Here is a 25329-nt window from a genome sequence, read left to right as displayed (position 1 = left end):
GACTCCCCGCGCGGATTTCGACGACTGGGCCGAAGAGCGGGGTCATTGCGCGCTGCGCGCGAGCCGACATCAATCAGAGCGTCAGCGGCGTACCGTCGCGCAGGTCGGTCAGCTCGGTCGGGGTCATCTCGCCGAGCCGGTTGGACATCAGTCCCCAACCGCGGTCGCTGATCAGCGCCTCATGGATCAGGAAGCCGCGCGGCGCGGCGACCTGGCGGGCGAAGTCGATGTGCTCCTTGAGCGCCGCCCAGGGGCCCATCGCCGGCAGCGCCAGCACGTCGACCCCGCTCGGTACGGCGGCGAGCGAGTCACCCGGGTGGAACAGGGTCGGTTCGCCCTCGGCGCGGATCAGTACGCCGACGTTGCCGATCATCGGGATGTCACGGTGGATCACCGCGTGCTCACCGCCGACGGTCGCGATCTGCGCGGCACCCACGGTGACCGAGCTGTCGGCCGGGAGCCGTTCGGCGTTCGGCAGGTCGTATTTGTCGGGCACCGAGGGCTCGACGATCAGCCGGGCGTCCGGGTTGGCGGCCAGCAGCTTCGGCAGCTGCTCGGGATCGATGTGGTCGGGGTGCAGGTGGGTGACCACCACCGCATCCAGGTCGGTCAGGTCGTGCCAGGCGTCGGAGAAGTTGCCCGGGTCGATCAGGATGCGCTGGTCGGCCACCTCGACCAGCACCGCGGAATGTCCGAGGTGAGTCAGTTGCATGGGCATCACGCTACTCCGGGTCTCGGTCGGCGAGCAGGGTGCCCAACTGCTCCCCCGCGCTACGGGCCTGGTCGACCGAGATCCCGTTCCAGGTGACCGCGCGGACCATCCGCGGACCGAGCGCGGAGACCCGGATGTCGGCCTCGGCGGCCTTGGCGGCGATCTCGGTGGCCGGTGTTGCGCCGGTGCCGAGGACGACGATGTTGGTCTGCACGGTCGTCAGGTCGACGGCCTGTGGGGCGCGTTCGGCGACGGCTTCGGCGAGTGCCCGGGCGGCGGTGTGGTCGTCGGCCATCCGGGCCAGGTTGTTGCTCAGCGCATGGTCCGCGGCGGCGGCCAGGAGACCGGCCTGCCGCCAGCCGCCGCCCAACCGTTTCCGCATCACCCGGGCGCGGGCGATCGTGTCGGTGTCGGCGAGCAGCATCGAACCGACCGGCGCACCGAGACCCTTGGAGAAGCAGACGCTGACCGTGTCGAACAACCGCCCGTAGTCCGCCAGCGGCGTTCCGGTGGCGATATGGGCGTTCCACAACCGGGCGCCGTCGAGATGCAGGCGTACGCCGGCGTCGCGGCAGAGTTGGTGGACGGCCTGCAGGTGGTCCAGCGGCTGGATGCTGCCGCCGCCGAAGTTGTGGGTGTTCTCCAGTGCGACCGCGGCGGTGGAGACCAGGTAGGGGCCGGCGTCGGGGGCCAGCATCGACTCGATCGTGGGCAGGTCGGTGATGCCGCGCACCGACGGCCAGGTCCGCATCGTCACCCCGGTGTAGGCGCCGTGCGCACCGAGCTCGGCGCGGGCGATGTGCGCGTCCCGGTCACAGAGCACCTCCTGCCCAGGCCGTACCAGCATGGCGACGCCGAGCACATTGGACAACGATCCGGTGGCGCAGAACAGACCGGCCTGGTGGCCGAGCAGCTCGGCGGTCCGCCGCTCCAGCGCCTCGATCGTCGGGTCCTCGGCGTACACGTCGTCCCCGACCGGCGCCGCGGCCATCGCCTGCCGCATCGCCTCGTCCGGAACGGTCAGGGTGTCTGAGCGCAGATCGATCACGCGGTCTGTTCTACCGCACCGCGTCGGTGTCCGGCGCGTCGGCTCAAGTGGCGTGCGTTGGGACATGCAGTAGTGGGAATCGACCGATCGGTAATACCAGTCCCACTGGGTTTGATCATGAACGGTTGCGACCACTGCATGTCCCAGCGTTCGCAGATTTCCTGTGGATAACAGCCCGGTGGCCCTCCCCCGGTGGCAACGGGCGCACCAAGCTGGCCGTATGGATGTCACGGGTTGTCTGGAGTTGTGGGGCGGAGTCGGTCGCTGGTCGGCGCTGGTGCGGGCAACCTCGCGGAGGGAACTCGCGGAGGCGGTCAGTGCCGGTGCCGTGGTCCGTGATTCCCGGGGCCGATACGCCCTCCCGACCGCCGGCGAAGCCCTGCGCCGGGCGCACGCCATGTCGGCGGTGCTCTCGCACCAGAGTGCAGCTGCCCACTGGGGCTGGGAGCAGAAGGACACACCGGCAACGATCACGGTCACCGTCCCGCGGAGCCGCCGACTGCGGACGATCCCGAAGGACGTCTCCGTGCACTGGGCCGATCTCGCTCCCGACGACGTCGACCGTGCCGGCGTGACCAGCCGCAGCCGTACCCTGGTCGACTGCCTGCGCACCCTGCCCTTCGACGCGGGTCTCGCCATCGCCGATTCGGCCCTGCGCAACGGGGACTGCGCCGAGTTCAGCCTTCAGCGGTTGGCCAGGGCGGTCCGCGGCCGGGGTGCCGGGTGGCCTCCTGTGCCACCGCGCTCGCGGCGAATCCGTTCGAGTCCGTGCTCCGCGCTCTCTGCCTGGACGCCGGTCTCGACGTGGAACCCCAGGTGGCGATCTACCGCGAGGACGGCCCCCAGCGGGAGTTCCTCGGCCGACCGGATCTGGTCGATCGCGGCCGGCGGTTGATCTTCGAAGCCGACTCGTACGAGTACCACGGCGGCCAGCATGAGTTCCGCAGGGACTGCCGGCGCTACAACGGTTTCCAGCTGGTGCCGTTCCGCTGTTTCCGGATGCCGTGGCTGGACACCATCCGCGAGCAGCACCGGGTCACCGACGTGCTTGTGCAACTGGTGAATCCGGCCCCGGTCCCGCTCACCTTCCTGGTCGCCGCCTGAAGGCCGTGCGCACGGACCGACCAGGCCAATCCGGACCCAGGATCAGAACTCGACCGGGGTGAACTCCTGTACCGGGTTGATCCGGTTGATCCGGCCGTCGGTGAGCCGCTCGGCGACGGTGAACGCCAGCTCCAGCGACTGGTTGCGGTTCAGCCGCGGGTCGCAGGCGGTCTCGTACCGGTTCTCCAGGTCGGCCTCGGTGAGCTCGTTGACCCCACCCACACACTCGGTGACGTCGTCGCCGGTGAGCTCGATGTGCACCCCACCGGGCCAACTGCCCAGCCGGTCGTGCACGTCGAAGAAGCCGTTGATCTCATCGACGATCTGGCTGAACGCCCGGGTCTTGTAGCCGTTGGCGGCCTCGAAGGTGTTGCCGTGCATCGGGTCGCAGACCCAGACCGGCTTGCGGCCGCTGGCCTCGACCTCCTCGATCACCCGCGGCAGGTTCTCGCGCACCCTGCCCGCACCCATCCGGGTGATGAAGGTGATCCGGCCCGGCTCCCGGTCCGGATCCAGCCGGTCGGCGATCGCCAGCGCGTCCTCGCCGGTCGCGGTCGGGCCGAGCTTGACCCCGATCGGGTTGCGCACGCTGCGCAGCAGCTCGACGTGCGCACCGGTCAACTGCCGGGTCCGCTCACCGATCCAGATGAAGTGCCCGGAGGTGTTGTAGGGCAACTGGGACCGGGAATCGATCCGGGTCATCGCCTGCTCGTAATCGAGCAGCAGCGCCTCGTGGGAGGAGTAGAAGTCGACCGTGCGCATCGACTCGTCCTCGATCCCGCAGGCGACCATGAACGCCATCGCGCGCTCGATCTCCTCGGCCAGCCGCTCGTAGCGCTCCACCACCCCGGCACTGCGCACGAAGGTCGCGTTCCAGGAGTGGATCGAGCGCAGGTCGGCGAAACCGCCGGTGACGAACGCGCGGGTCAGGTTGAGCGTCGCGGCGGAGGCGTTGTAGACGTCCAGCAACCGGGCCGGGTCCGGGACGCGCGCGGCCTCGGTGAAGTCGAAACCGTTCACCGCGTCGCCGCGGAAGCTGGGCAGGGTGACACCGTCGCGGGTCTCGGTGTCCTTGGACCGCGGCTTGGCGTACTGCCCGGCGATCCGGCCGACCTTCACCACCGGCACCTGGCCGGCGTAGGTGAGCACCACCGACATCGCGAGCAGCACCTGCAGCTTGTTCTTCACGTTCTGCGCGGTCACCCCGGCGAAGGTCTCGGCACAGTCGCCGCCCTGCAGCAGGAAGGAGCGCCCCTCGGCGACGTTGGCCAGCTTCCCGCGCAGCTCGTCGCACTCGCCGGCGAACACCAGCGGCGGCCGGGACCGGAGCTGGTCGACGACCCCGTCCACGGCGGCGGCGTCGGGATAGGTCGGCTGCTGCTGAGGGTTGAGGGTGCGCAACTGCTCAAGACTCGGGAATGACACCCCGCAAGAATAGGCGTACGCCACCAGCGGTCGCGACGGCGTTTGCCGGGTGGACGCCGGCAGGGTCAGCGCCACAGATGCGTCACATACCAGCGGAGCGCCTTCAGCGCCTCGGCAGACAGTCCCGGGTAGCGGCGCGCCATCGAATCCCTGACCTGATCGCCGGCCTGGGCGAGTGTGGTGGTCCCGTCGGCCCAGTCGATCGGGGTGGCGGCGGCCTCGCTCACGATCCGCTCGACCTCGCCGAGCACCTGATCGCCGTACTGCTCGCGGACCCCGTCCGGCGACTGCCTGGGTGAGGCGTGGTCGGCCATCCCCAGGTAACTGACGATGGCCGCGCTCACCGCGCCTGCCGACTCAGGCCTCGTGATAGCCCTGCTCCACCGCGTACAGGGCCAGCTCGACGCGGTTGTGCAGCTGCAGTTTGCGGAGCACGTTCTGCACATGGTTCTGCACGGTGCGGTGGGAGACGAACAGTTCGTCGGCGATCTCGCGGTAGGCCATGCCCTTGGCCACGTAGCGCAGCACCTCGACCTCGCGGGCGGTCAGCGAGGGGCCGGTCTCATGGTGCTCCTCGGCGTTGGAGACCATCCGCCGGAACTCGCCCAGCACCATGCCGGCCAGGCTGGGGGTGAACACGGCCTCCCCGAGCGCGGTCTGGCGCACCCCGTCGCGCATCTCGTCGGGGGTGGCGGACTTGAGCAGATAACCGCGGGCACCGGCCTTCACCGCGCGCAGCACGTCGGCGCGTTCACCGGAGGCGGAGACCACCAGCACCTTCACCTGCGGGAACTCCCCCATCAGGATCTCGGTGCAGGTGGCGCCATCGGGCTCGGGGATCTGCAGATCCATCACCACGACCTCGGGCCGGGTGGCGCGGGCCCGGGACAGACATTCCTCGCCGTTGCGGGCGGTGGCGACGATCTCGAAGCCGTCCTCGGTGAGGTCGGCACCCATCGCCTCCAGCCACATCGGGTGGTCGTCGACCAGCATCACTCGGGTGCCGGCGATCTGGCTCTCGCTGCGGTTGTTCAACGCCGAATCCTCGCTTCTCGTGCTGCTCACGGCTCGATCGGGATCCGGAACTCCCACTCCACCCCGCGCCCCGGCGCGGTCCGAAGCGTGGCCTGACCGCCGAGCTCATGGATCCTGCCGTAGATGGAGTCTTTCATGCCCATCCGGCCACTTCGCATGGCTGCGGCGAACTGATTCGGGTCCCCGCCGACGCCGTTATCGCGGACCGAAACCATCGCCGTGTTGCCCTCGACCTCGAGGAAGAGCCAGGCGCGGGCGTTCGGCCCGGCGTGCTTGGCGACGTTGTTCAGCACTTCGCTGATCACCGCGTCCAGCTCCAGCGCCCGCGCCGATTCCAGCAGCAGCGGTTCGGCCGGGGTGGAGACGGTGACGGTCGCCGAGGCGTGCCGGTCCAGGGCGACCGCGAAATTGCGGTGGGTGCGGTCCCGCGGGTTGCGGGAGTCGGGGTCGATATCGCGCTCCTGCAGCAGCGCGCGCAGCTGCACCTCCTGATCGCGGGCGTGCCGGGCCAGCATCATCCCGCGCTGGCCCAGGTGCGGCCCCTCGCGTTCCACCATGGCCAGCACCTGGAGTACGCCGTCGTGCACGATCCGCGCCAGCCGCTGCCGCTCCCCGATCACCGCGGCATTGCCGGAGAGCCGTTGCTGTTCGGCGGCCACCACCCGCATCCGGTCCACCATGTAGCCCAGCCCGCCGCAACCGACGACCAGCGAGGCCATCAACCCGAGCACCTCCGGGCGCAGATCGGGATGCTGCAACTGGATCAGCGCGAACAGCACCAGCGCCGAACAGGTACCGGTCAACCAGCCGTACCCGACGGCCAGCGTGATCGGTGCCGCGGCGGCCCAGAAACCGGTGACCGGCAACCAGTGGCCGCCCACGCCCAGGGCGGTACCCGACAGCGCGGTGAGGATCAGGGTGAGCAGGAAATCGCTGAAGAACAGCCAGGTCCGCCGGCGCTCCGGTTCGGCGTACAACAGCTGCATCACGACCGAACCGATGATCATCACCCCGCTGATCAGCAGCACCAGCACCGGGCTGCGGCTGTCCCCCAGCCGGGTCAGGTTCACCACCAGGGTCAGCGCGAGCAGGGCGTACCGGGTGATCGCCAGCAACCGGAACAGCGGCTGCAGGACCCGGTCCCCCGGACCGCCCGGATCCACGGTCCCCGGGCCCGCCGCACCCGGACCCGGGCTGCCCGGGCCCGCGGCGCTCACGCGGTACCCGCGGCCTCGGACCTGCCGCGTTCCTTCGCCACGGTCGCGTACAGGTCGACATACTCCTGCCCGGAGAGCTCCATGATCGCGTACATCACCTCGTCGGTGATCGAGCGCAGGATGAAGCGATCGTCCTGCATTCCCTGGTACCGCGAGAAATCCAGCGGTTCGCCGAACTTCACGATCGGGGTGACGACCTTGCCGAAATGCTTGTTCACCGGGGCGATGATGTCGGTGTTGATGACCGCGGTCGGGATCACCGGGACCTGCGCCTCCAGCGCGAGCCGCGCCACCCCGGTGCGTCCCTTGTAGAGCTTGCCGTCGTGCGAACGGGTGCCCTCGGGGAAGATCCCGAACAGCTCGCCGCGGCGCAGCACCCGCAGCCCGGCCTTCAGCGCACCCTCGGATGCCTTGCCACCGGAGCGGTCGATCGGCACCTGCCCGGTACCGGCGAAGAACCGGCGCTGCAGCATGCCGCGGAGGCCGGTCCCGGTGAAGTAGTCGGACTTGGCGACATAGGTGATCCGGCGACGGATGGCGAGCGGGGTGAACAGCCAGTCGGCGATCGAGAGGTGGTTGCTGGCGATGATCGCCGGGCCGTGGCTGGGCACGTTCTCCGCACCCTCGACGATCGGCCGGAAGACCCGCTTCAACCCGGGCCCGAGCAGCACGTTCTTGAACAGCCAGTAGAGGCTGCGGCCACCGCCGGCGCCCTCGATGTTCTCGGAGACCGGGTCGACCCGGATCAGTTCCCCGCCGAGATCCTGGTCAGCCATCGGTTGTCTCCTTCGGTACGCCCGGGCGCGGCTCCGGCGCGCTGCCGCCGGTTCCCGGGCGGGGGCGTACCTTCTCCTCGATGTTACGCCCGGCCAGCGCGCCGGACTTGATGCTGGTGGCGTACACATCCACATAGGTCTGTCCGGACAGCTGCTGCACCGCGGCCATGATCTCGTCGGTGACCCAGCGCAGTACGCCGCGGTCGGCGGCCTGGTCGTAGTAGGCGGAGAAGTCCAGCGGCGGGCCGATCCGGATGCCCGGGCGGCGCATGTAGGGGATGCCGAACCAGCCCTTGACGAACTCGGTGCCGACGGTGGCGACCGGCAGCACCCGGACCCGGTGCCCGAGCACCAGCCGGGCGACACCGGTCTTGCCCTTGTAGAGCCGGCCGTCCGGGGAGCGGGTGCCCTCGGGATAGATGCCGACGATCTCCCCGGCCTCCAGGATCGCACCGACCGCATCCACCGAATCGTTGCTGGCCCGCCCGCCGGAGCGGTCCATCGGCAGCATCCCGACCGACTTCAGGAACCAGGCGACGACCTTGCCGCCGAAGGAGCGGCCGGTGAACAGTTCGGCCTTGGCCGGGAAGGTCACCTTGCGCTCGATCATCGCCGGCAGCACCACGGTGTCACCGTAGGAGAGGTGGTTGCTGACCAGGATCGCCGGGCCGGTCGGTGGGACGTTCTCCCGGCCCTCCAGCCAGGGTCGACAGACCAGCTTGATCACGGGCGCGAAGAGGAACCATTTGAACAACCAGTACGGCACGGGCAGAAGGTTACCGGCTGCCGGTGCGTAATACAGTTGGTCCGTGGTGACCGACGAGCAGGCCGCAGACGCGCTGATTGCCGAGCATGCGGCGCCGATCCACGGCGGTTCGGGCGAGGTGGGCGTGCTGCTCTGCCACGGTTTCACCGGTACGCCCTGGTCGATGCGCGAGTGGGCCGAGTATCTGATCGAGGCCGGTTACCGGGTGTCGGTGCCGCTGTGGCCGGGTCACGGCACCACCTGGCAGCAGCTGAACGACACCACCTGGCAGGAGTGGTACGCCGCCGCGGAGACCGCGCTGCGGGAGCTGCGCCAGCAGTGCGACACCGTCTTCGTCGGTGGCCTGTCGATGGGTGGCGGGATGGCACTGCGGCTCGCCGAACGACAGGGCTCCGACATCCGCGGGCTGGTCCTGGTGAACCCGGCGATCGCCCTGTCGGACAAGCGATTGCTGGTGCTTCCGGTGCTCAGCCGGTTCGTGCCCTCGCTGGCCGCGATCTCCGGTGACATCGCCAAACCCGGTGCCGACGAATACGGCTATCGGCGGACTCCGTTGAAGGCGCTGCTGCAGCAGACCCGGATGTGGCTGGACATCCGCTCCAACCTGGACCGGGTCGATCAGCCGATCCTGATGTTCCGCTCCGAGCAGGACCATGTGGTCGATCCGACCTCGGCGCGGCTGATCCAGGAGGGTGTGTCCTCGGCGGAGGTGACCGAGCGGGTGCTGACCCGCAGCTACCACGTCGCCACCATGGACTACGAGGCCGAGGACATCTTCGCCGAGTCGGCGGAGTTCTTCGGTCGCCACAGCGTCCGCGCGGCGGAGGCCGAGGATGCCTGAGCGCCGACCCGAGGACTACGACCGGGACTTCGCCGAGCTGGTCTCCGGGCTGGAGCTGGGCGGCGGCCCGGACAGCTCACCCTCCCCGAGCGAACCGCCGGACCTGTCGGGACGGCGTACGCCCCCGCGGGCACCCGAGCCGGACCCGGGCTGGTTCAACCTCGGGGATTCCCTGGAGCGCGCCGAACCCGACGAGCCGGATCCCTCGGAGTGGAAGCCGGAGGCGCAGCCGATGCCGCGCCCGAAGACACCGGCACTGGTCTCGCTGGGCCTGCTCGGCTACTGCGTGGTCATCCTGGTGCTCGTCATCGCCGGGATCCGGTTGCCGATGTGGGTCGCCTGGACCGCGGTGGCCGCCTTCGTCGGCGCCATGCTGATCGGCTGGCGGGCCCTCCCCCGCGACCGCGACCCCGGTGACGGTGACGGCGCGGTCGTCTGATCCCGCGTCGGCTGAGCGAGCGAGGAACCACCTTCCCCCGTCGGCTGAGCGAGCGAGGAACGAGCGAGTCGAAGCCACGCCCACCGAGGTCGGCCCCCGGGACACGATCGGTCGCCGGCTTGCGGGGCGCTACCGCGCGCCCAGTCCGATGTCCGCGCGCCAGGCGTCGTGGAGTTCGGTCAGCCGGGCGACCTGATCGGGGTGGTCGTCGGCGAGGTTGGTGGTCTCGCCGATGTCGTCGGTCAGCCTGGTCAACCGCAGCCCCGAACCCATCGGCGCGTGTTCATAGGAGACGAGGTGCTGCACCTCCTGCGACGCGCCGTCGGTGAAGCTGAGCTTCCACTCGGCGTCGCGAACCGCCCACTGGAAACCGCACTCCCAGTGCAGCGTGTCATGCCCGCCGCGCCCACCGCGGAGCGCGTCGAGTTGGGGGCGGCCGTCGGCGTGCTGCCAGGTCGCTGGCTCGGCCCCGGCCGCGGCGAGCACGGTCGGATAGACGTCCATGCTGCTGACCAGCACACCGGTGGCAGCGCCGGCCGGCAGCTCGCGGGGCCAGCGGACCAGCATCGGAACCCGGATCCCGCCCTCCCACAGCGAATACTTCGTGCCCCGCAGGGGCGTGTTGTCGCCGTAGTTGCAGGTGGAACCGCCGTTGTCGGTCAGATAGATCACGATCGTGTCGTCGGCCTGCCCGGTCTCGTCCAGCAGATCGAGCACCTTGCCGATCTCGGCGTCCATCAGTTCGAGTTGGGCGAGGTAGTAGTCCCGGCCGTGCGCCAGGTTGGGCTGGATCGCGTCGTCGTACCATTCGCCGTACGCGACCTCACCGGGCTGCCAGTCCTCGTACGGGGGCAGGCCGCGCCTGGCGAGTTCGTCGGCGGGGAGCTGCCAGCAGAAATTGTGGACGGCGTTGAACGCCAGCATGCAGAAGAACGGCTGGTCGGCAGCGCCCTCGGCACCGATGAAGTCACGGGCCTGCTCGCCGAGGAAGCTGGTCAGGAACCCTTCGTGTTCGACCGGTTCGTCACCACTGAGCAGCGGCTGCACCGCCATGTATCGGGTGGCCGCGGGACCGTACTCCTCGGTGGCCGCGACGGAGTGGCGCAGATAGTTGAGCCGACCGGTCGACTGCCCGGCCAGGCCGTAGAGGGTGGTCTGGAAGCCGTGGTGCGGTGGGCAGGCGCGATCACCGACATCCTCGTGGCCGTAGTGCACCTTCCCGAAGTAGCCGGTGCGATATCCCTGTCCGGCAAGGGACTCCGCGATCGTCGGCAGGTCGTCGGGGGCGAACCGGCTGGAGTCGAACCACAACGCACCCCAGCGCTGCTGGTAGCGGCCGGAGATCATCGCGGCACGGGACGGGCTGCAGATCGGGGCGGTCACGTACGCGTCGGTGCAGGTCACCCCTTCGGCCGCCAACCGGTCGAGCGCCGGGGTGTGCACATCGGGGTGGATGCCCGCCGCGGACCGGTCGGCGTACCCGTGATCGTCGGACACGATGAACAGGACGTTCGGCCTCACGTCGGCACCCTACCCAGCCGGAATCGAGGTCCGGGAACAGTCGTGTTCAGCGCGGGCAGGTGCACCACTGATCGGCCGGCACCTGGCGCTTCACGTCCTCGACGTGGTCACCGCAGCCGGCCCAGGTCGTCTTGCCACACTTCTCACACTGCACCGGTCGGCACATGTTTTCCCCTTCTGGCTATCCATTTCTCACTCATCGAGCGGACATGGCCGATGTTAGCGCCCGGTTTGCCCGAGTCCCGCATCTCCAACAGACTGGTGAAAACCAGCACACCGCAGGAGGAAGCAATGCCGCAGACCGTCAAGGGTGTCATCGCCCGCACGAAGGGTGCCGAGGTCGAGGTCGTCGACATCAATGTCCCCGATCCCGGACCGGGTGAGGCACTGGTCCAGGTCCAGGCCTGCGGGGTCTGCCACACCGATCTGCACTACCGCGAGGGCGGTATCAACGACGAGTTCCCGTTCCTGCTCGGCCACGAGGCCGCCGGGGTGGTCGAGGCCGTCGGCGAGGGGGTCACCGAGGTCGCCCCCGGTGACTACGTGGTGCTCAACTGGCGCGCGGTCTGCGGCGAATGCCGCGCCTGCAAGAAGGGCAAGCCGTGGTACTGCTTCGCCACCCACAACGCGACCCAGAAGATGACCCTGGCCGAGGGTGACCCGGACGCGGGCGCCGAGCTCTCCCCCGCGCTCGGCATCGGCGCCTTCATCGAGAAGACGCTGGTCGCCGCCGGTCAGTGCACCAAGGTCGACCCCGAGGCGAAGCCGGAGGTCGCCGGGCTGCTCGGTTGCGGCGTGATGGCCGGTATCGGCTCGGCGATCAACACCGGCCAGGTGGGCCGCGGCGACTCGGTCGCGGTGATCGGCTGCGGCGGTGTCGGGATGGCGGCGGTCGTCGGCGCGGTACTGGCCGGGGCGACGACGGTGATCGCGGTCGACACCGATCAGCGCAAACTGGACAAGGCGACCGAACTGGGCGCCACCCACACCATCGACGCCAAGGCCGAATCGGATGTGGTGGAGAAGATCCGCGAGCTCACCGACACCTTCGGCGCCGATGTGGTGATCGACGCGGTGGGCCGGCCGGAGACCTTCGACCAGGCGTTCAAGGCCCGCGACCTGGCCGGCACCGCGGTGCTGGTCGGCGTACCCACCCCGGACATGACATGGGAGACCCCGCTGCTGGAGGTCTTCGGCCACGGTGGCGCGACGAAGTCGTCCTGGTACGGCGATTGCCTGCCCAGCAGGGATTTCCCGATGCTGATCGACCTCTATCTGCAGGGCCGGTTGCCGCTGGACGCCTTCGTCACCGAGAAGATCGGGATCACCGACATCGAGTCCGCCTTCGACAAGATGCATGGCGGCGACGTGCTGCGTTCGGTCGTGATGATCGGGGAGGGGCAGCGATGAGGATCGACCACACCGTCACCTCGGGCACCTTCACCCTCGACGGGGAGACCTTCGACGTCGACAACAACGTCTGGGTGATCGGCGACGACACCGAGTGCGTGATCATCGATGCCCCGCACTCGGTGGCCCAGATCCTGGAGGTGGTCGGCGACCGGCGGGTGCTCGCGGTGCTGTGCACCCACGCCCACGACGACCATGTGCGGGTGGTGCACGAACTGGCCGACAAGGTCGATGCGCCGATCCTGCTGCACCCCGATGACAAGCCGCTGTGGGACCTCACCCACCCCGGTACCGAGTGGGACCGCGATCTGCGCGACGGCGAGAAGCTGATGGTGGCCGGTGAGGAGGTCCGGGTGATCCACACCCCGGGCCACGCGCCGGGCGCGGTCTGCGTCTATCTGCCCGCCGACGGCGTGCTGTTCTCCGGTGACACCCTGTTCCAGGGCGGCCCGGGCGCGACCGGACGCAGCTTTTCCAATGAAGACACGATCAAGGCCTCGATCCGCGAGAAGCTGTTCGTGCTCCCCACCGAGACCGTCGTGCACACCGGCCACGGTGATTCCACCACGATCGGTGCGGAGAAGGAGGCGCTGGGCGCCTAGCCCAGGCTCTCCACCCGCTTCTTCAACCCCTGCAGGGCTCCGTCGATGATCGTCTTCTCGGCCTTGCGCTTCAGCGCGCCCAGCATCGGCAGTTTGATGTCGACCTTGAGCGCGTAGGTGACCCGGGTGCCGTTCGCGATCTCTTCGAGGGTGTAGGAACCGTCCATCGCCTTCAGCACCTTGGCCTCGACGAGCTTCCAGGACACCTGCATATCGCTCCAGGTGTAGGCCAGGGTGTAGTCGTCGGAGATCATCGGGTGCTTGAGCACCATCCGCACCCGGTCCGGGCGGCCATCGGCTTCGGAGAGCACGGTCGCGGAGACCAGGTTGTCCACCCACTGCGGGTAGGCCGGGATGTCCGCGATCACCGCCATCACATCATCCGGGGTTGCGTCGATCTCGATGCTGGCGGTGGTCTGGTCGGCCATCTCGTCCCTCCTGGTGGTCTGGGGCCGCTCACTCTAGCGGCAGGTCGAGTGCGGTTCGGAGGGTACGCCGGGCCGCGGCGGTGCCGAAGTGGTCGCGGACGTGGTCGCTGCCGGCGGCGCCCATCGCGGCGCGGCGGGCCGGATCGGCCAGCAGCGCCGCCAGCGCCGCCGACCAGGCGTACGGATCGTCGGGGAGCACCAGGCCCGATGATCGGGTGACGGTCTCGGGCGCGCCGCCGGAATCCCCGACCAGCACCGGCAGGCCGACGGCCGCCGCCTCCAGCATCGCCAGCCCGAGGCCCTCGGGGTTGAGCCCGCCGAGCCGGGTACGGACCGGGGCGGCGAAGAGCGCGGCCCGGGCCAGTTCGGCGGGCATCGCCGGGTGCGGTACGCCGCCGCCGAACTCGACATCGGCCAGACCCGCGGCCCGCCGGAGCAGCGCCGGGCGCTGCGGCCCGTCACCGAGCAGCCGCAACCGCCCGGGCAGGTCGGGATGGTCGCGGCGCAGCAGCCGCCAGGCCTCGATCAGGGTGTCCAGGCCCTTCTGCCGGATCATTCTCGCCGCGGCGAGCACCACCGGTGGCCCCGGGGCGCGCTCCCCCGCGGTGGCGGTGAAGGCCGGGTCGATCGGCGGCGGCAGCCGGACCAACCGGGCCCGGGCGGGCGCCGACAGGGCGGGCGCGATCCGCGCGGCGGCGTATCCGGAGATGGTGGAGATCGCATCGACCCGGTCCCCGATCCGGCGCAGCAGCCGGCGGCTGCCCGGCAGGCTCGCCCACCAGACCTCGTGGCCGTGGCTGAGCGCGAACTGGCGGGTCGCGGTCGGCCGCAGCCGGTCGCCGAGCAGACCGAGCGGGGCGGCGGCACCGTAGACGATTCGGCTGGCCCGGTACCGGTGCAGCAGGTCCAACCCCCGCTCGGCCAGTGCTCCGGTGGGCAGCAGCGGCCCGGGCAGCCGGTGCACCGGGAAGGACAGTTCGCGATCGTGGGCGGCGGCGTCGGGGTGGTCGCTGGTCAGCACCACCACGTCACCGTCGAGCAGGTCGCAGACGGTGGCGACGAAGTTCTCGATGCCGCCGATCCGGGGCGGGAAGTCATTGCTGATCACCAGCGTGGTGCGGCTCATCGGGCCGCCAGCCGGCTCAGCTCGGCCGCGACCGCGGCATCGAGGGCGCGTTCGTCCCAGCCGGCCGCGGCCAGTGCCTCCGGCCAGCTCCGGCCGGCCCGCAGCCCCTGCAGCACCCGGTCGGCGCTGCGGTCGCCGCGGTCGAGCACCCGGACGGCGGTCCAGGCGCGGGTGTACGCCTCGGCCAGCCGGGGCGCACCGGCGGCGAGTTCGGCATCGGTGGGCGGCCCCGCGGCGGGCCCGTACCGTCGCTGGTCGGCGGCGAGCTGGGCCGTCAGCTGCCCGGCGGCCTCGGGCTGGTCGCCGAGCGCGACCAGGTCGGCGTACCCCTCGTTGAACCAGAGCGGGGCCGGCAGCCGCACGCTGCCGGTGGCCAGGTGGGTGGCCTCGTGGGTGATCAGGATGCTCCGGGCGGCGCCGGTGGTGGCCGCTGCCGCGGCGGGGTTGATCACGATCCGCACGGCGGGCCCCTCGGTCCAGGCCGCGGCGGCGATGTCGCGGCGGCTGTTCGGGGGTACGCCGAGCAGCCGCTCGAAGGTGTCCGGGCCGTCGGGCAGTTCGGCGACCAGCAGCGGCGGGTTCAACCCACGGGCGGCGAGCGGTCCGCGGGCCCGGTCCAGTTCGGCGAGCCAGGGGTCCGGGTCGGTACCGGCGGCGGTGATCACCGCCGCCCCGGGCCGGTTGGCGACGCGGACCGGCTGCCGCCACCAGATCGGTTCCTGCCGGGTGCTGTCGGCGGGCGCATCGCCGAGTCCGGCGAGCCGCAGGGCACCGTCGCGGCGGGCCGCGGTGAGGAAGATCCGGTGCTCGGCGGCGACGGGTTCGCCGGCCACCCGCCAGGCCACGGCGAGTTCGCGGACCTCCAGACCGGTTCCGAGGCGGGCCACGGTGGCCGGGGCCGGGGTCGCGGTCCGGCTGGTGGCGGTGAGGGTGACCTCGAAGCGCCCCAGGTTGCTGCGCAGTTGTTCGGCGGCCTGGGCCAGGCCGGGATCAGCGGCAACCGCCTGGGGGTCGAGCAGGCCGGCGAAGGCCGCCGGATCGCCCAGGGCCCGCTGCAGTGCGGCGACGAAACCGGGCCAGTCGGTCGCCGACGTGGTGGCGGGCGGCGGTGACGGTGGTGGCGCGGGAGCGGGCGGCGCCGACGGCGTACCGCAACCCGCCAGGCTCAGCGCGAGCAGGACCGAGGCGGCGCCCCGGGCCCACCCTCGGCGATCAGCCGACGCGCACCGCCAGGGTGTAACGGCTGGTGAGGGAGGCGTACTGGACGGGGACCGAGGAGTTCGGCGCATGGATGACGGTGCCGTTGCCGATGTAGAGCGCGACATGGGTGAGGCTGCCGTAGAACACCAGGTCACCGGGCTGGATCTGGCTGATCGGGATCTTGTTGCCGCTGGCGTACTGCTGCTGGGAGGTCCGCTGCAGGGACACCCCGGCGGCCTTCCAGGCGGCGCCGGTCAGGCCGGAGCAGTCGTAGGCGTCGGGCCCGGTGCCGCCCCAGCGGTAGGGCTTGCCGACCTGGGCCTTGGCGAAGGCGATCGCAGCCCCGGCGCGCGAGGAACCGGCCGGCACCGGCGGGGTCTCGACGGCGGCCTTGGCATCGCTGGAACGCTCGGCCGCGGGGCTGGCCGAACGGCTCGGCTTCGGGCTGGCGGACGCGCTGGGGGTGCGCGAGGCGCTCGGGGTGGCGGTGCTGCGCCGGCCGGCGGTCTCGGCGGTGCTCTCCTCCTGCTGCGCCGCGGCCTGGGCACGCTGCTCGGCCTCGCGGGCCTCCCGGGCCTGTTCCTCGGCGAGCCGGGCGCGCTCCTCCGCGCTCAGCCGATCGAGGACCTGCTGTGCCTCGGCGAGCTTCTTGGCGGAATCCTCGCGGGACTTCTTGATCGCCTTGGTGGACTTGTCGATGGTGTCCACATCGGCGGCGGCGCCGCGCTTCATGTCGGCCAGGTTGGCCTGCTCGGTCTGGAACGACTGCAGCGTGCTGTTCTGGTTCGCGGTGACCTGCTGGACCGTCGAATATTCGCTGAGGAAGGAATCCTGGTCCGAGCGCAGGATGATCTGGGTGCTGGGGCTGAGCGTCCGGTTCTGGAACTGGGCGAGCGCGACCTGCCCGACCTGGGTGCGCATCCGGTCGACCTTGTTGGCCTGCTGGGCGACGTCACCCTCCCGGGTCGCCAGTCGCTTGGTCGCGGCGTCGAGGTTCTCCTGGGCGCCGAGCGCCTCCTGATCCAGGGCGGCGGCGTCCATCGACAGCTGCTCGACCTTCTCCTTGGCCCGTGCCACCGCGCCCGGATCGGCCTGTGCCCACTGCGGTGCGAGGGTGGCGCCGAGGGCACCGATCGTCACGGCCAGTACGCCGGCGCGCAGCGCCTTGTGCATGCGAGTCCCCTTCAATCACCAGACCGGGTGGGTGGGCAGAGCCACCCCGCCCGCAGTCACCCTAAGGTCACGAAAGGATCACCGCAACCTGAGAGTCCGGTCAGAGTTGGCGCGGGGTCTTTACAGGTTTCCCGCGAACCGCACGGGCAGGCTCTCAGGTTCCTCAGGCGGCACCGGGCGTACCAGCCGGAGCGGCGGAACCAGTCCCTGGTCCGCGAGCACCGCCAGCGCCTCCTGCTCCTCGGTCGCCAGCTCGACCCGGTCGTGGCGATCCTCGGGCACCCCCATCAGCACCGAGATGACGCAGTCGGAGCAGGCCTTCGGCCGCGCGATGCAGGTCCCGCAATCAATCTCAATCGTCTCCATGCCCAGAAGTGTGGAGAAGAGGTCTGACAGTCTGTTGTCGGCTCGCGCGCGGCGCGCCATCACGGGAGGCGAGCGTCCAGCGGCGCGCCCCCGCGATGCAGGCCCACCAAGGAGAAATCCCCGCGTCCCACGACGCGACCAGCAACAGACCGATCGCGAGGGATTTCGACGACTGGGCCGAAGAGCGGGGTGATGGCGCGCCGCGCGCGAGCCGACGAAAGATTGTCAGAGGTGTTGCTTAGCGTGCGGGGCATGTCGACGGCCCACCGCATCGCACCACCCCTGCAACCCAGCCTGACCGATCTGGGTACGCCGCTGCCGGAGACCACCTTCGTGGTCGTCGACCTGGAGACCACCGGCGGGTCCGAGAGCGATGCGATCACCGAGATCGGCGCGGTCAAGGTGCGCGGCGGTGAGGTGATCGGTGAGTTCCAGACGCTGGTCGACCCGAACACCCACATCCCGGCGCTGATCCAGGTGCTCACCGGCATCACCAACCAGCTGGTCGCCGGCGCGCCGAGGCTCGCCGAGGTGCTGCCTGCGTTCCTGGAGTTCGGCCGCGGCGCGGTCTGGGTCGCGCACAATGCCGGCTTCGACATCGGTTTCCTGAAACGGGCCTGCGCCACCCACGAACAGCCCTGGCCGGCCCCGCGCACCCTGGACACCGTCGCCCTCGCCCGGCAGGTGCTGCTCCGCGACGAGGTGCCGAACCACAAGCTCGCCACCCTGGCCAACCACTTCCACGCCGCCACCACCCCGAACCACCGGGCGCTCTCCGACGCGCGGGCCACCGTCGATGTGCTGCACGGCCTGATCGAGCGGATCGGCAACCTCGGCGTACACACCCTGGAGGATCTGCTCGAGTTCACCCGCCGCGTCTCCCCGCAGCGCCGCGCCAAGCGCACCTGGGCCGATGACCTGCCCGCCAAACCCGGGGTCTATCTCTTCCACGACGAGGTGCCGGGGCCCGACGGCCCGCAGCGCCGGGTGCTCTATGTCGGCAAGTCCACGAACATCCGCCGCCGGGTGCGCAGCTACTTCACCGCGGCCGAGACCCGGCGCCGGATGGATGAGATGGTCCGGGTCGCGCACGGCGTGCAGGCGGTGGTCTGCGTGACCCCGTTGCAGGCCGAGGTGACCGAGCTGCGGCTGATCGAGCAACACTCCCCGCGCTACAACCGGCGCTCCAGGTTCCCCCGGAAGCTGCACTGGCTGAAGGTCACCGACGAGCCCTATCCCCGGCTCTCCCTGGTCCGCCAGGTGCGCGCCGACGACGCCAGCTATCTGGGCCCGTTCCGCAACCGGCAGTCCGCCGAGCAGGTGCTGGCCGCCCTGCACGACGCCTTCCCGATCCGGCAGTGCACCGACCGGTTGACGCTGCGCGGCATGGGATCGCCATGCGCGCTGGCCGGGATGGGCCGCTGTCTGTCCCCCTGCGACCACTCCGTTGGCCTCGAGGAGTACGCCGCGGTGGTCGAGCAGTTGCGGGAGTGCCTGGCGGGCGATGTCCGTCCGGTGCTGGCCGCGGCCCGGTCCCGGATGCACCGGTTGATCGAACAGCAGCGGTTCGAGGAGGCCGAGGTGCTGCGGGACCGGCTGACCGCCTGGTCCAGCACCGCCCTGCGCCACCACCGGGTCGCGAGCCTGTCCCGCTGCCCGGAACTGGTCGCCGCCCGGCACACCGACCAGGGCTGGGAGATCCATGTGATCCGCCACGGCCGGTTGGCCGGTGCGGCGCTGGCCCGGCCCGGTGAGGTGCCGCAGGCGGTGGCCCGGGAGGCGGTGACCCTGGCCGAGACCGTGGTCGCTCCGCCGCCGCCACTGCCCGCCGGGACGGTCGAGGAGGCCGAGCGGATCGCCGCCTGGCTGGAATCTCCGGGCGTACGCCTGATCGAGGTGACCGGCGACTGGTCCTGGCCGCTGCACGTCGGGCTCGGCGAGGGCGGCTTGGCCGCGCACACCCTCGGCGAGCGTCGGTGAGCGCCGCGCGAGCCGAACAGAGATTGGATAGGGTGCGAACCATGGTCACTGCCATCGTCTTCGTCAAGGCCGATGTCGCCCGGATTCCCGAGGTGGCTGAACAGATCGCCGCTCTCGATGGGGTGACCGAGGTCTACTCGGTGACCGGCCGGGTGGACCTGATCACGATGGTCCGGGTCCGCGACCACGACGCCGTCGCCGCGGTGGTGGCCGACCGGCTGAACAAGATCCCCGGAGTGAGTGACACCGAGACCCATATCGCGTTCCGGGCCTACTCCAGCCATGACCTCGATGCGGCCTTCTCCCTCGGTGACTGACAAGGCCCCTGGGCCCACCGAGGATCCGCTGCTGGAGCATCGCTCGCGCTCGCGGCGGTTCTGGGTGACGCTGGCGATCCTGACCACCCTGCTGGCGGTGACCGTCGGCGTACTCGCCTGGGCACTGGCCCGGCAGGAGGCGTGGACCCCGATCCCGATCCCGACCGCCAGCCCGGGCTACTGACCGCGGCCGTCAGACGACCGCGCGGCCCAGGCAGACGCCGGCCAGCACGACACCGAGGGTGATCAACGCGATCGTGTCGAACCGGGTCCGGTTCGCGCTCGCCGTCCCGAGCAGCGCACCACTCGCGATCCCGGCGATCACCGCACCGAGCAGGCTCACCGCCCCGGCCATCGACCCGACGACCAGATTGAACACCAGCAGGATCGCGAACAGGATCAGATAGCTGCGGACGTCCTCACCGGCCCGGTAGCCGAGCGCGGCGCGAGCGGCGATCAGCCCGATGATCACGCTGTACGCCAGCCCCCACAGCGGAATCGTCGGATAGAGCAGCGAGAGGGCGGCCGCCGAGCCGAGCCCGGAGATGATCGCGATCCCGACCATCCGGCCGCGACCCAGCGCGGCCTCCACATCGCGGCCGATCAGCCACAGGAAGAGCAGGTTCAGCAGCAGGCTGAGAATCGTGCCGCTGGGCACCAGGATGCCGGTGACCAGCCGCCAGAGCTGACCCTGCGCCAGGCCGGTGCTGGAATAGCCGAGCACCTGGCTGGCGAGTCGGCCGGGGGTGACCAGGTCGATCAGCCCGACCGAGGCCATCAGCACCATCAGCGCCGCGGTGACGGTGACCGGGCCACCGCCGAGCCGGAACCCGGCCAGCGAGGGGCCGCTGAACGGCCGGCGGCCACCGGAACCGCCGCCGCGCCAGTTGCTGCCGCCACCCCGGCCGGAGCCACCCCGCCGGCCACGGCCGCGGCCACCGCGACCGCCGCCGGAGGGATGGTCGGCGAGCTGCTGCTCCGCGACGCAGACCGGGCACTGGAAACCCACCGAGGCGGGTCGCATGCATTCCCCGCAGATAGCGCGGTCGCACCGCTGGCAGGTGATTCCGGTGGAGCGGTCCGGGTGCCGGAAGCAGGGCTTGAAGCGCTCGTCGTCACTGGGCGGCGGCCCGCCACCGGGCCCTGGTGAGGCCGCGAACTCCTCCCAGGTGAAGTCCGGCCTGTCGTCGCGCCCCTCGGTCATGGAATCAGCTCTCGGAGACCTCGACCGACTCGATCACGACCGGCTCCACCGGGCGGTCCGACGAACCGGTACGCACCTTGGCGATGGCGTCCACGACATCGCGACTGGCCTGATCGGCGACCTCACCGAAGATGGTGTGCCGACGGTTCAGGTGCGGGGTCTGGGTGACGGTGATGAAGAACTGCGAACCGTTCGTACCGGGCCCGGCGTTCGCCATCGCGAGCAGGTAGGGACGATCGAACTGCAGCTCGGGGTGGAACTCGTCGCCGAACTTGTACCCGGGACCGCCGGTGCCGTTGCCGACCGGATCGCCGCCCTGGATCATGAAGCCGTCGATGATCCGGTGGAAGCCCAGGCCGTCGTAGAACTTGCCGGTCTTCTTCTCCCCCGTCTCCGGGTCGGCGTACTCCTTGGTGCCGGTGGCCAGGCCGACGAAGTTGTCGACGGTCTTCGGCGCGTGGTTCTCGAACAGGTTGATCACCACGTCGCCGTGGTTGGTGTGCAGGGTCGCGGTCTTCGCCACCGTGGGCACCTTTCTCTGCGGGGGTATGCCGTTGTCCCGCCACCTCGGCGGGTGGCTCCATCTTGGCACGCTCCTCCCAATGAGGGGGACCGGACAGCCCCCGCCCGCAACCGGGTTGCCCGGGACGGATACCGTGGCAGAACTCCCATCCGGGAGGCCCCATACGAACTCGGAGGAAAAGTGAAGGCAAAGAAGAACGCCGCCGCAGAGATCACTCACACGGCCGCGGAGACCGGTGCCGCCTATCTCGCCGACGCCCGCAAGCGGATCGCCCCGCTGGCTGCGAGCGCCAAGGAGAAGGGCAATGCGTACGCCCAGCAGGCCGCTGTGGCAGTGGCCCCGGCCGTCTCTGCCGCCAAGATCAAGGCCCGCGGCAGCTATGAGGACGTGGTGCCGAAGATCTCCGATGCACTGGAGAATCTGGCGAACAACCCGAACGCCCAGGAGGCGCAGTACCGCGGTCTGGCCGCCCTGCAGGCCCTCCGCGGCGACCTGACGCTGTCCCGCGGCGACCGCAAGAAGCTGCAGAAGGCCCAGGCCCAGCAGATCAAGGCGCTGCGCAAGAGCGCCAAGCCGGCCAAGACCAAGAAGAAGGGTGGCGGCTTCGTGGTGCTGCTGCTCCTCGGTGGGCTGGGTGCCGTTGGCTACTTCCTGTGGAAGAAGTTCATGGCGCCCTCCGACTCCGACTGGCAGGCGCACAGCGCCTCGGCGTACCAGCCGAGCAAGCCGACCTCGAGCACCCAGTCCTTCGGCGAGCCGGTGGACGCCCCGGGCCGCGCCGCTGCCGGGACCGCCACCGGGACCGGCCCGGCCAACGAGACCGCCGCTCCCGATGTGGACCGCTCCAAGTACGGCTCCGACGCCTACGTCGGCGCCGAGCCGCCGGCGGGCTTCACCATCAAGGGCAACGAGCGCTCGATGAAGTACCACACCGCCGGCAGCGGTGGCTACGAGCGCACCATCGCCGACGTCTGGTTCACCACCGAGGACGCCGCCGAGAAGGCCGGTTTCTCGAAGGCCCAGCGCTGAGCCACGGCGCCGAGCGTTGACACCGCCGCGGGGCGGGCATCCCACCGGGATGCCCGCCCCGTTCTCATTGCCCGGTGACACGGGTCTCCCACGGCCGACCTCGCGAACGCGAGCGAACCGGGAGAGGAGCGGTTGGTCCGAGTGACGTGTCGGCCCCCCCCCGACGACTGACTCCGCCGCGAGCAAGATTTCCTTCCCGCAGCACTGACATCGGCGCTCCCCCGCGGGCCTGTAAGGGGTGAGAGATCACCTCAAGGGGGGAAGACGATGCCGATGATCACCGATGCGCGGCACGACTGGGTCGATGCCCGGCCGTTCCGGATGCACTGCCGCCGGCTGCTGGCCGAGACCGGGTTGGGTGTGACCGAGCTGGCGGTGTACGCGGGGGTGCCGCCCAGGGTGCTGCACCGATTGGTCGGTGTCGGCGGCCGGCCGCTGCGCAAGCTGTTCCCGGTGTCCGCGCACCGGCTGATGCGGATCGAACTGCACCGCTTGCGGGAGGCGCTGGCCACCCCGGTCCGGGCCGAGCCCGCGGTGCTGCTGGTCCGTCGGCTCACCGCCGCCGCCGTGCCGCACGAGCAGTTGCTGGCTGCCCTGGGTGGTGACGAGCTCACCGTCCGCGCGCTCGGTGACGGTGCCGAGGGCACGGTGCTGCTGCGGCAGGAGTTGGCGCTCTCCGCGCTGGCCGTGGCACACGGCGCGGTGACCGTCTGGTGCGACGAACCCGAGGAGCTCGGGGCCGCCGGGGCCGAGCCGCTGGCGGCCTAGAGTGAGCGCCGTGATCGGCCGGCAGCTGGGGGACGCGCCGCTGCTGGCCGCCCTGGGTGGCTGCGTGCTGGCGCTGCTGGCGATCGGCACGGCGCTGACCGGTCGGGTGCTGCTGGCCCGACTCGGCGAACCCGACGACGGCGCCGAACAGGGCAAACTGCCCTATACCGCGCTGGCCACCCCGCGGTTCGCGGTCGCCGTCGGTGGCTGTTCGGCGGCCGCGCTGCTGGTGCTGACCAGCCGGGCGCCGCCGGCGCTCTGGCCGCTGTGGCTGCCGCTGGCGACGCTGGGGGTGTTGCTCGGCTGCATCGATGCGGCGACCACCTGGCTGCCGCTGCGGCTGACCAGGCCGTTGTGGGTGCTGACCGCGGTCGGGGCCGCAGGCACGGTGCTGGCGGCCGGGTGGCGGGTCGGGGTCCGCGCCCTGCTCGGGGCGCTGCTCTGCTTCGCGTTCTGGTGGCTGATCTGGCGGTTCGTCGGCGGTCTCGGCTTCGGCGACGTCCGCCTGGCACCGGTGCTCGGCGCCACCGCGGCGGCCGGTGGCTGGGGGGTGCTGGTCTGGGCGATGCTGCTCGGCACCTTCGCCGGTGCGGCCTTCGGCCTCTACCGGACACTCCGCGGCCGCCGCGGGGCGTTCGCCTACGGGCCGGCGCTGCTGATCGGCCAGTTCGCTGCCCTGATCTGGCCCGGCCTCGGCTGAGCCAGAGGGTCAGTCGTCCTGCGCGGCGGCCGCGTCCCGGGTGGTACGCACCCAGAGGTCCAGCTTGGCGCGGGCACTGCCGTCGTCGAGCACCGTCCGGGCCCGCTCCAGCTGCTCGGCGAACTGCTCGGCCACCGGGCGGTCCAGGTCCGGTCCGGCGAAGGCCAGCAGCGCGGCGGCGGCGTTAAGGGTGACGATGTCGCGGACCGGTCCCGGCTCACCGGCGAACACCGCGCGCGCCACCTCGGCGTTGCGCACCCGGTCGCCACCGACCAGGTCCTCGACGCGGGCGGCAGGGATGCCGAGTTCGCGCGGATCGAGGGTGGTCTCGACGACCCGCCCGTCGTTGATCAGCCAGATCCGCGAGCTCGTGGTGGTGGTCAGCTCATCGAGCCCGTCGTCACCGTGGAAGACCATCCCGCGCACCCCGCGGGCGGCCAGCACCCCGGCGATCAGGGCCGCGGCGCGGGCGTCGGCGATGCCGATCGCCTGGGCCCGGGGACGGGCCGGATTGGCCAGCGGGCCGAGCAGGTTGAAGGTGGTCTGGATGCCCAGGCCGGCGCGCACGCCGGCCGCGTGGCGCAGCGAGGAGTGGTAGTAGGAGGCGAACAGGAAGACGATGCCGGCGGCGTCCATCACCTGCTGCTGCTTGTCCGCGGGCAGCTCCAGCACCACCCCGAGCTCCTCGAGCACGTCGGCGGTGCCGCAGGCCGAGGAGGCCGCCCGGTTGCCGTGCTTGGCCACCCGGGCCCCGGCGGCCGCGGCGGTGATCGCGGCCATCGTGGAGATGTTCACGGTGTTGGCCCGGTCCCCGCCGGTCCCGACGACGTCGACCGCGTCGGGATCGAGATCGAGCGGCCGGGCCTTGTCGAGCATCGCCTCGGCCAGTCCGCGCAGCTCCTCGACCGTCTCCCCCTTGGCACGCAACGCCACCGCGAAGGCCGCCAGCTGGACGTCACTCGCCGACCCGCTGAGCACCTCCTGCATCGCCCAGGCGGTCTGCTCGGCACTCAGATCGCTGCCGGCGACCAGCGTGGTGAGCAGGTCCGGCCAGCGCTGTTGCGACACCATCGGGCCCGCTTCAGGCCTGCGCGGGGATGCCGGCGATCCGCTGGCGGAGCAGCCCGGCGACCTCGTGCGGCAACCGCACCGGGTCGATCGGATGCGCCACCACGGCGTCCGCCCGCGACCAGGTGGCGAGCCACGCGTCGTCCTGCCGGCCGACGACGACCAGCACCGGTGGGCAGTGCGCGATCTCGTCCTTGAGCTGGCGGCAGATCCCCATCCCGCCGGCGGGCACCGCCTCGCCGTCGAGGACCACCACGTCGATGCTGCCCTCCGGGCGGAGGCCGGCCTGCCCCACCGAGTTGTCCATGGTCTGGATGACCGCGCGCGGGGTGGCGCACTCCACCACCCGCACCGCGGGCAGGTCGGGGGCCACCTCGGTGCCGAGAGCCAACCGGATCGCGTCCCGGACCGTGCGGTCGTCGGAGTAGACCAGCACGGTTGCCTGACGCTGGGTGGACGATTCTGCGCTCATCTGTTCCTCACTGGGCCGCTACCGGCCGGACGTTCTGGTGACCCTAAGACCTCGCAGGGAGTGTATCCGTCCTATCGCG

Annotated in this window: 28 protein-coding genes and 1 pseudogene; 11 read left to right on the top strand and 18 right to left on the bottom strand. The window is 70.8% G+C overall.

The genetic code is table 11. The annotated features are described in order from the left end of the window. Positions 1–73: 73 nt before the first annotated feature. Together BI335_RS07890 and BI335_RS07885 are read right to left on the bottom strand one after the other, a co-directional pair. Positions 74–712, bottom strand: coding sequence for an MBL fold metallo-hydrolase (locus BI335_RS07890; protein WP_094430144.1), 639 nt, complete (start codon positions 710–712; stop codon positions 74–76). A 10-nt stretch (positions 713–722) separates the two neighbouring features. Then, positions 723–1760, bottom strand: a complete 1038-nt coding sequence (locus BI335_RS07885) for a threonine aldolase family protein (protein ID WP_094430112.1) — start codon at positions 1758–1760, stop codon at positions 723–725. A 723-nt stretch (positions 1761–2483) separates the two neighbouring features. Between BI335_RS07885 and BI335_RS07880 the strand changes: the two genes are divergently transcribed. Continuing rightward, positions 2484–2864: a hypothetical protein gene (locus BI335_RS07880; protein ID WP_094430111.1), complete on the top strand. Its 381-nt coding sequence runs from the start codon at positions 2484–2486 to the stop codon at positions 2862–2864. Positions 2865–2906: 42 nt separating this feature from the next. Here BI335_RS07880 and BI335_RS07875 read toward each other — a convergent pair whose 3' ends face one another. From BI335_RS07875 to BI335_RS07850, 6 genes are all read right to left on the bottom strand, one after another. Next, complete coding sequence (locus BI335_RS07875) at positions 2907–4289, bottom strand: class II 3-deoxy-7-phosphoheptulonate synthase (protein WP_229119082.1); 1383 nt, start codon at positions 4287–4289, stop codon at positions 2907–2909. Positions 4290–4354: 65 nt separating this feature from the next. Continuing rightward, the gene (locus BI335_RS07870) at positions 4355–4633 is read right to left on the bottom strand and encodes a hypothetical protein (RefSeq protein ID WP_094430110.1); all 279 of its coding nucleotides are present in this window, start codon (positions 4631–4633) and stop codon (positions 4355–4357) included. A gap of 13 nt (positions 4634–4646) precedes the next feature. After that, positions 4647–5282, bottom strand: a complete 636-nt coding sequence (locus tag BI335_RS07865) for a response regulator transcription factor (RefSeq protein ID WP_094361219.1) — start codon at positions 5280–5282, stop codon at positions 4647–4649. Between the two features lie 68 nt (positions 5283–5350). Beyond that, positions 5351–6541: a sensor histidine kinase gene (locus tag BI335_RS07860; protein ID WP_094430109.1), complete on the bottom strand. Its 1191-nt coding sequence runs from the start codon at positions 6539–6541 to the stop codon at positions 5351–5353. Next, entirely contained in the window at positions 6538–7317 is a 780-nt protein-coding gene (locus tag BI335_RS07855) for a lysophospholipid acyltransferase family protein (protein WP_094361133.1), read from the bottom strand. The genes BI335_RS07860 and BI335_RS07855 overlap by 4 nt, the downstream gene beginning before the upstream one ends. Next, complete coding sequence (locus BI335_RS07850; RefSeq protein WP_094361135.1) at positions 7310–8083, bottom strand: lysophospholipid acyltransferase family protein; 774 nt, start codon at positions 8081–8083, stop codon at positions 7310–7312. The genes BI335_RS07855 and BI335_RS07850 overlap by 8 nt, the downstream gene beginning before the upstream one ends. Positions 8084–8126: 43 nt before the next feature. On the opposite strand from BI335_RS07850, the gene BI335_RS07845 reads away from it, so the two are divergent. Then, positions 8127–8924, top strand: coding sequence for an alpha/beta hydrolase (locus tag BI335_RS07845; RefSeq protein WP_229119491.1), 798 nt, complete (start codon positions 8127–8129; stop codon positions 8922–8924). Next, positions 8917–9363 (top strand): hypothetical protein, encoded by a 447-nt coding sequence (locus BI335_RS07840; protein WP_094361137.1) that lies wholly within the window; start codon positions 8917–8919, stop codon positions 9361–9363. The genes BI335_RS07845 and BI335_RS07840 overlap by 8 nt, the downstream gene beginning before the upstream one ends. A 129-nt stretch (positions 9364–9492) precedes the next feature. On the opposite strand, the gene BI335_RS07835 is transcribed toward BI335_RS07840, so the two are convergent. Then, complete coding sequence (locus tag BI335_RS07835; protein WP_094430108.1) at positions 9493–10884, bottom strand: sulfatase family protein; 1392 nt, start codon at positions 10882–10884, stop codon at positions 9493–9495. Between the two features lie 291 nt (positions 10885–11175). Here BI335_RS07835 and BI335_RS07830 point away from each other — a divergent pair, with 291 nt between their 5' ends. Next, positions 11176–12294, top strand: a complete 1119-nt coding sequence (locus BI335_RS07830; RefSeq protein WP_094403434.1) for an S-(hydroxymethyl)mycothiol dehydrogenase — start codon at positions 11176–11178, stop codon at positions 12292–12294. Further along, a complete protein-coding gene (locus BI335_RS07825; protein ID WP_094361143.1) occupies positions 12291–12896 on the top strand; it encodes an MBL fold metallo-hydrolase in 606 nt (201 codons plus the stop codon). Before BI335_RS07830 ends, BI335_RS07825 begins: the two co-directional genes overlap by 4 nt. Here BI335_RS07825 and BI335_RS07820 read toward each other — a convergent pair. From BI335_RS07820 to BI335_RS07795, 5 genes are all read right to left on the bottom strand, one after another. Continuing rightward, on the bottom strand, positions 12893–13324 hold the full coding sequence (locus BI335_RS07820; RefSeq protein ID WP_094361145.1) for an SRPBCC family protein: 432 nt from the start codon (positions 13322–13324) through the stop codon (positions 12893–12895). The genes BI335_RS07825 and BI335_RS07820 overlap by 4 nt on opposite strands. Positions 13325–13352: 28 nt before the next feature. Beyond that, entirely contained in the window at positions 13353–14450 is a 1098-nt protein-coding gene (locus BI335_RS07815; protein WP_094430107.1) for a glycosyltransferase family 4 protein, read from the bottom strand. Next, positions 14447–15739 (bottom strand): hypothetical protein, encoded by a 1293-nt coding sequence (locus tag BI335_RS07810; RefSeq protein ID WP_133625818.1) that lies wholly within the window; start codon positions 15737–15739, stop codon positions 14447–14449. The genes BI335_RS07815 and BI335_RS07810 overlap by 4 nt, the downstream gene beginning before the upstream one ends. Next, positions 15663–16823 (bottom strand): C40 family peptidase, encoded by a 1161-nt coding sequence (locus BI335_RS07800; RefSeq protein ID WP_094430104.1) that lies wholly within the window; start codon positions 16821–16823, stop codon positions 15663–15665. Before BI335_RS07800 ends, BI335_RS07810 begins: the two co-directional genes overlap by 77 nt. Positions 16824–16943: 120 nt before the next feature. Further along, positions 16944–17189, bottom strand: a complete 246-nt coding sequence (locus BI335_RS07795; protein WP_094356521.1) for a hypothetical protein — start codon at positions 17187–17189, stop codon at positions 16944–16946. Positions 17190–17441: 252 nt separating this feature from the next. Here BI335_RS07795 and BI335_RS07790 point away from each other — a divergent pair, with 252 nt between their 5' ends. From BI335_RS07790 to BI335_RS07780, 3 genes are read left to right on the top strand one after another with little or no spacing between them, the layout of a single operon-like run. Then, positions 17442–19169 carry a DEDD exonuclease domain-containing protein gene (locus BI335_RS07790; RefSeq protein ID WP_094430103.1) on the top strand — a complete coding sequence of 576 codons (1728 nt, stop codon included), beginning with the start codon at positions 17442–17444 and terminating at the stop codon, positions 19167–19169. Positions 19170–19210: 41 nt separating this feature from the next. After that, a complete protein-coding gene (locus tag BI335_RS07785) occupies positions 19211–19486 on the top strand; it encodes an Lrp/AsnC family transcriptional regulator (protein ID WP_094356519.1) in 276 nt (91 codons plus the stop codon). Next, on the top strand, positions 19479–19670 hold the full coding sequence (locus BI335_RS07780) for a hypothetical protein (RefSeq protein ID WP_094356518.1): 192 nt from the start codon (positions 19479–19481) through the stop codon (positions 19668–19670). The genes BI335_RS07785 and BI335_RS07780 overlap by 8 nt, the downstream gene beginning before the upstream one ends. Before the next feature lie 9 nt (positions 19671–19679). On the opposite strand, the gene BI335_RS07775 is transcribed toward BI335_RS07780, so the two are convergent. Both BI335_RS07775 and BI335_RS07770 read right to left on the bottom strand, forming a co-directional pair. After that, positions 19680–20690 carry a rhomboid family intramembrane serine protease gene (locus tag BI335_RS07775; RefSeq protein ID WP_094430102.1) on the bottom strand — a complete coding sequence of 337 codons (1011 nt, stop codon included), beginning with the start codon at positions 20688–20690 and terminating at the stop codon, positions 19680–19682. A 4-nt stretch (positions 20691–20694) separates the two neighbouring features. Then, entirely contained in the window at positions 20695–21213 is a 519-nt protein-coding gene (locus BI335_RS07770) for a peptidylprolyl isomerase (RefSeq protein WP_094356516.1), read from the bottom strand. An 861-nt stretch (positions 21214–22074) separates the two neighbouring features. Here BI335_RS07770 and BI335_RS22535 point away from each other — a divergent pair. From BI335_RS22535 to BI335_RS07755, 3 genes and pseudogenes are all read left to right on the top strand, one after another. Further along, positions 22075–22242: pseudogene (locus BI335_RS22535) on the top strand (sunset domain-containing protein); the annotation flags it as partial. A gap of 267 nt (positions 22243–22509) precedes the next feature. Next, positions 22510–23010, top strand: coding sequence for a hypothetical protein (locus BI335_RS07760; protein ID WP_133625819.1), 501 nt, complete (start codon positions 22510–22512; stop codon positions 23008–23010). Positions 23011–23020: 10 nt separating this feature from the next. Then, a complete protein-coding gene (locus tag BI335_RS07755) occupies positions 23021–23710 on the top strand; it encodes a prepilin peptidase (protein ID WP_166646712.1) in 690 nt (229 codons plus the stop codon). Between the two features lie 9 nt (positions 23711–23719). Here BI335_RS07755 and trpD read toward each other — a convergent pair whose 3' ends face one another. Both trpD and BI335_RS07745 read right to left on the bottom strand, forming a co-directional pair. Then, positions 23720–24781 (bottom strand): anthranilate phosphoribosyltransferase, encoded by a 1062-nt coding sequence (gene trpD / locus BI335_RS07750; protein ID WP_094403427.1) that lies wholly within the window; start codon positions 24779–24781, stop codon positions 23720–23722. Between the two features lie 10 nt (positions 24782–24791). Then, positions 24792–25250, bottom strand: coding sequence for a response regulator (locus BI335_RS07745; RefSeq protein WP_094356511.1), 459 nt, complete (start codon positions 25248–25250; stop codon positions 24792–24794). Positions 25251–25329: the final 79 nt, after the last annotated feature.

The sequence above is a fragment of the Enemella evansiae genome (genome assembly GCF_002250705.1).
Taxonomy (GTDB): Bacteria; Actinomycetota; Actinomycetes; order Propionibacteriales; family Propionibacteriaceae; genus Enemella; species Enemella evansiae.
Note: the sequence above shows the minus strand (reverse complement) of the source record. Positions and strands in the feature narration are given on the sequence as shown.

Bases quoted from the DNA above. Each gene is read 5' to 3' on its own strand.
- BI335_RS07790 (WP_094430103.1), top strand. From the start codon at position 17,442: ATGTCGACGGCCCACCGCATCGCACCACCCCTGCAACCCAGCCTGACC.
- BI335_RS07840 (WP_094361137.1), top strand. From the start codon at position 8,917: ATGCCTGAGCGCCGACCCGAGGACTACGACCGGGACTTCGCCGAGCTG.
- trpD (WP_094403427.1), bottom strand. From the start codon at position 24,781: ATGGTGTCGCAACAGCGCTGGCCGGACCTGCTCACCACGCTGGTCGCC.
- BI335_RS07815 (WP_094430107.1), bottom strand. From the start codon at position 14,450: ATGAGCCGCACCACGCTGGTGATCAGCAATGACTTCCCGCCCCGGATC.
- BI335_RS07810 (WP_133625818.1), bottom strand. From the start codon at position 15,739: ATGCGCCGAACTCCTCGGTCCCCGTCCAGTACGCCTCCCTCACCAGCC.
- BI335_RS07775 (WP_094430102.1), bottom strand. From the start codon at position 20,690: ATGACCGAGGGGCGCGACGACAGGCCGGACTTCACCTGGGAGGAGTTC.
- BI335_RS07855 (WP_094361133.1), bottom strand. From the start codon at position 7,317: ATGGCTGACCAGGATCTCGGCGGGGAACTGATCCGGGTCGACCCGGTC.
- BI335_RS07785 (WP_094356519.1), top strand. From the start codon at position 19,211: ATGGTCACTGCCATCGTCTTCGTCAAGGCCGATGTCGCCCGGATTCCC.
- BI335_RS07865 (WP_094361219.1), bottom strand. From the start codon at position 5,282: ATGCTGGTCGACGACCACCCGATGTGGCTGGAGGCGATGGGTGCCGAC.
- BI335_RS07890 (WP_094430144.1), bottom strand. From the start codon at position 712: ATGCAACTGACTCACCTCGGACATTCCGCGGTGCTGGTCGAGGTGGCC.
- BI335_RS07745 (WP_094356511.1), bottom strand. From the start codon at position 25,250: ATGAGCGCAGAATCGTCCACCCAGCGTCAGGCAACCGTGCTGGTCTAC.
- BI335_RS07830 (WP_094403434.1), top strand. From the start codon at position 11,176: ATGCCGCAGACCGTCAAGGGTGTCATCGCCCGCACGAAGGGTGCCGAG.
- BI335_RS07825 (WP_094361143.1), top strand. From the start codon at position 12,291: ATGAGGATCGACCACACCGTCACCTCGGGCACCTTCACCCTCGACGGG.
- BI335_RS07795 (WP_094356521.1), bottom strand. From the start codon at position 17,189: ATGGAGACGATTGAGATTGATTGCGGGACCTGCATCGCGCGGCCGAAG.
- BI335_RS07820 (WP_094361145.1), bottom strand. From the start codon at position 13,324: ATGGCCGACCAGACCACCGCCAGCATCGAGATCGACGCAACCCCGGAT.
- BI335_RS07800 (WP_094430104.1), bottom strand. From the start codon at position 16,823: ATGCACAAGGCGCTGCGCGCCGGCGTACTGGCCGTGACGATCGGTGCC.
- BI335_RS07760 (WP_133625819.1), top strand. From the start codon at position 22,510: ATGCCGATGATCACCGATGCGCGGCACGACTGGGTCGATGCCCGGCCG.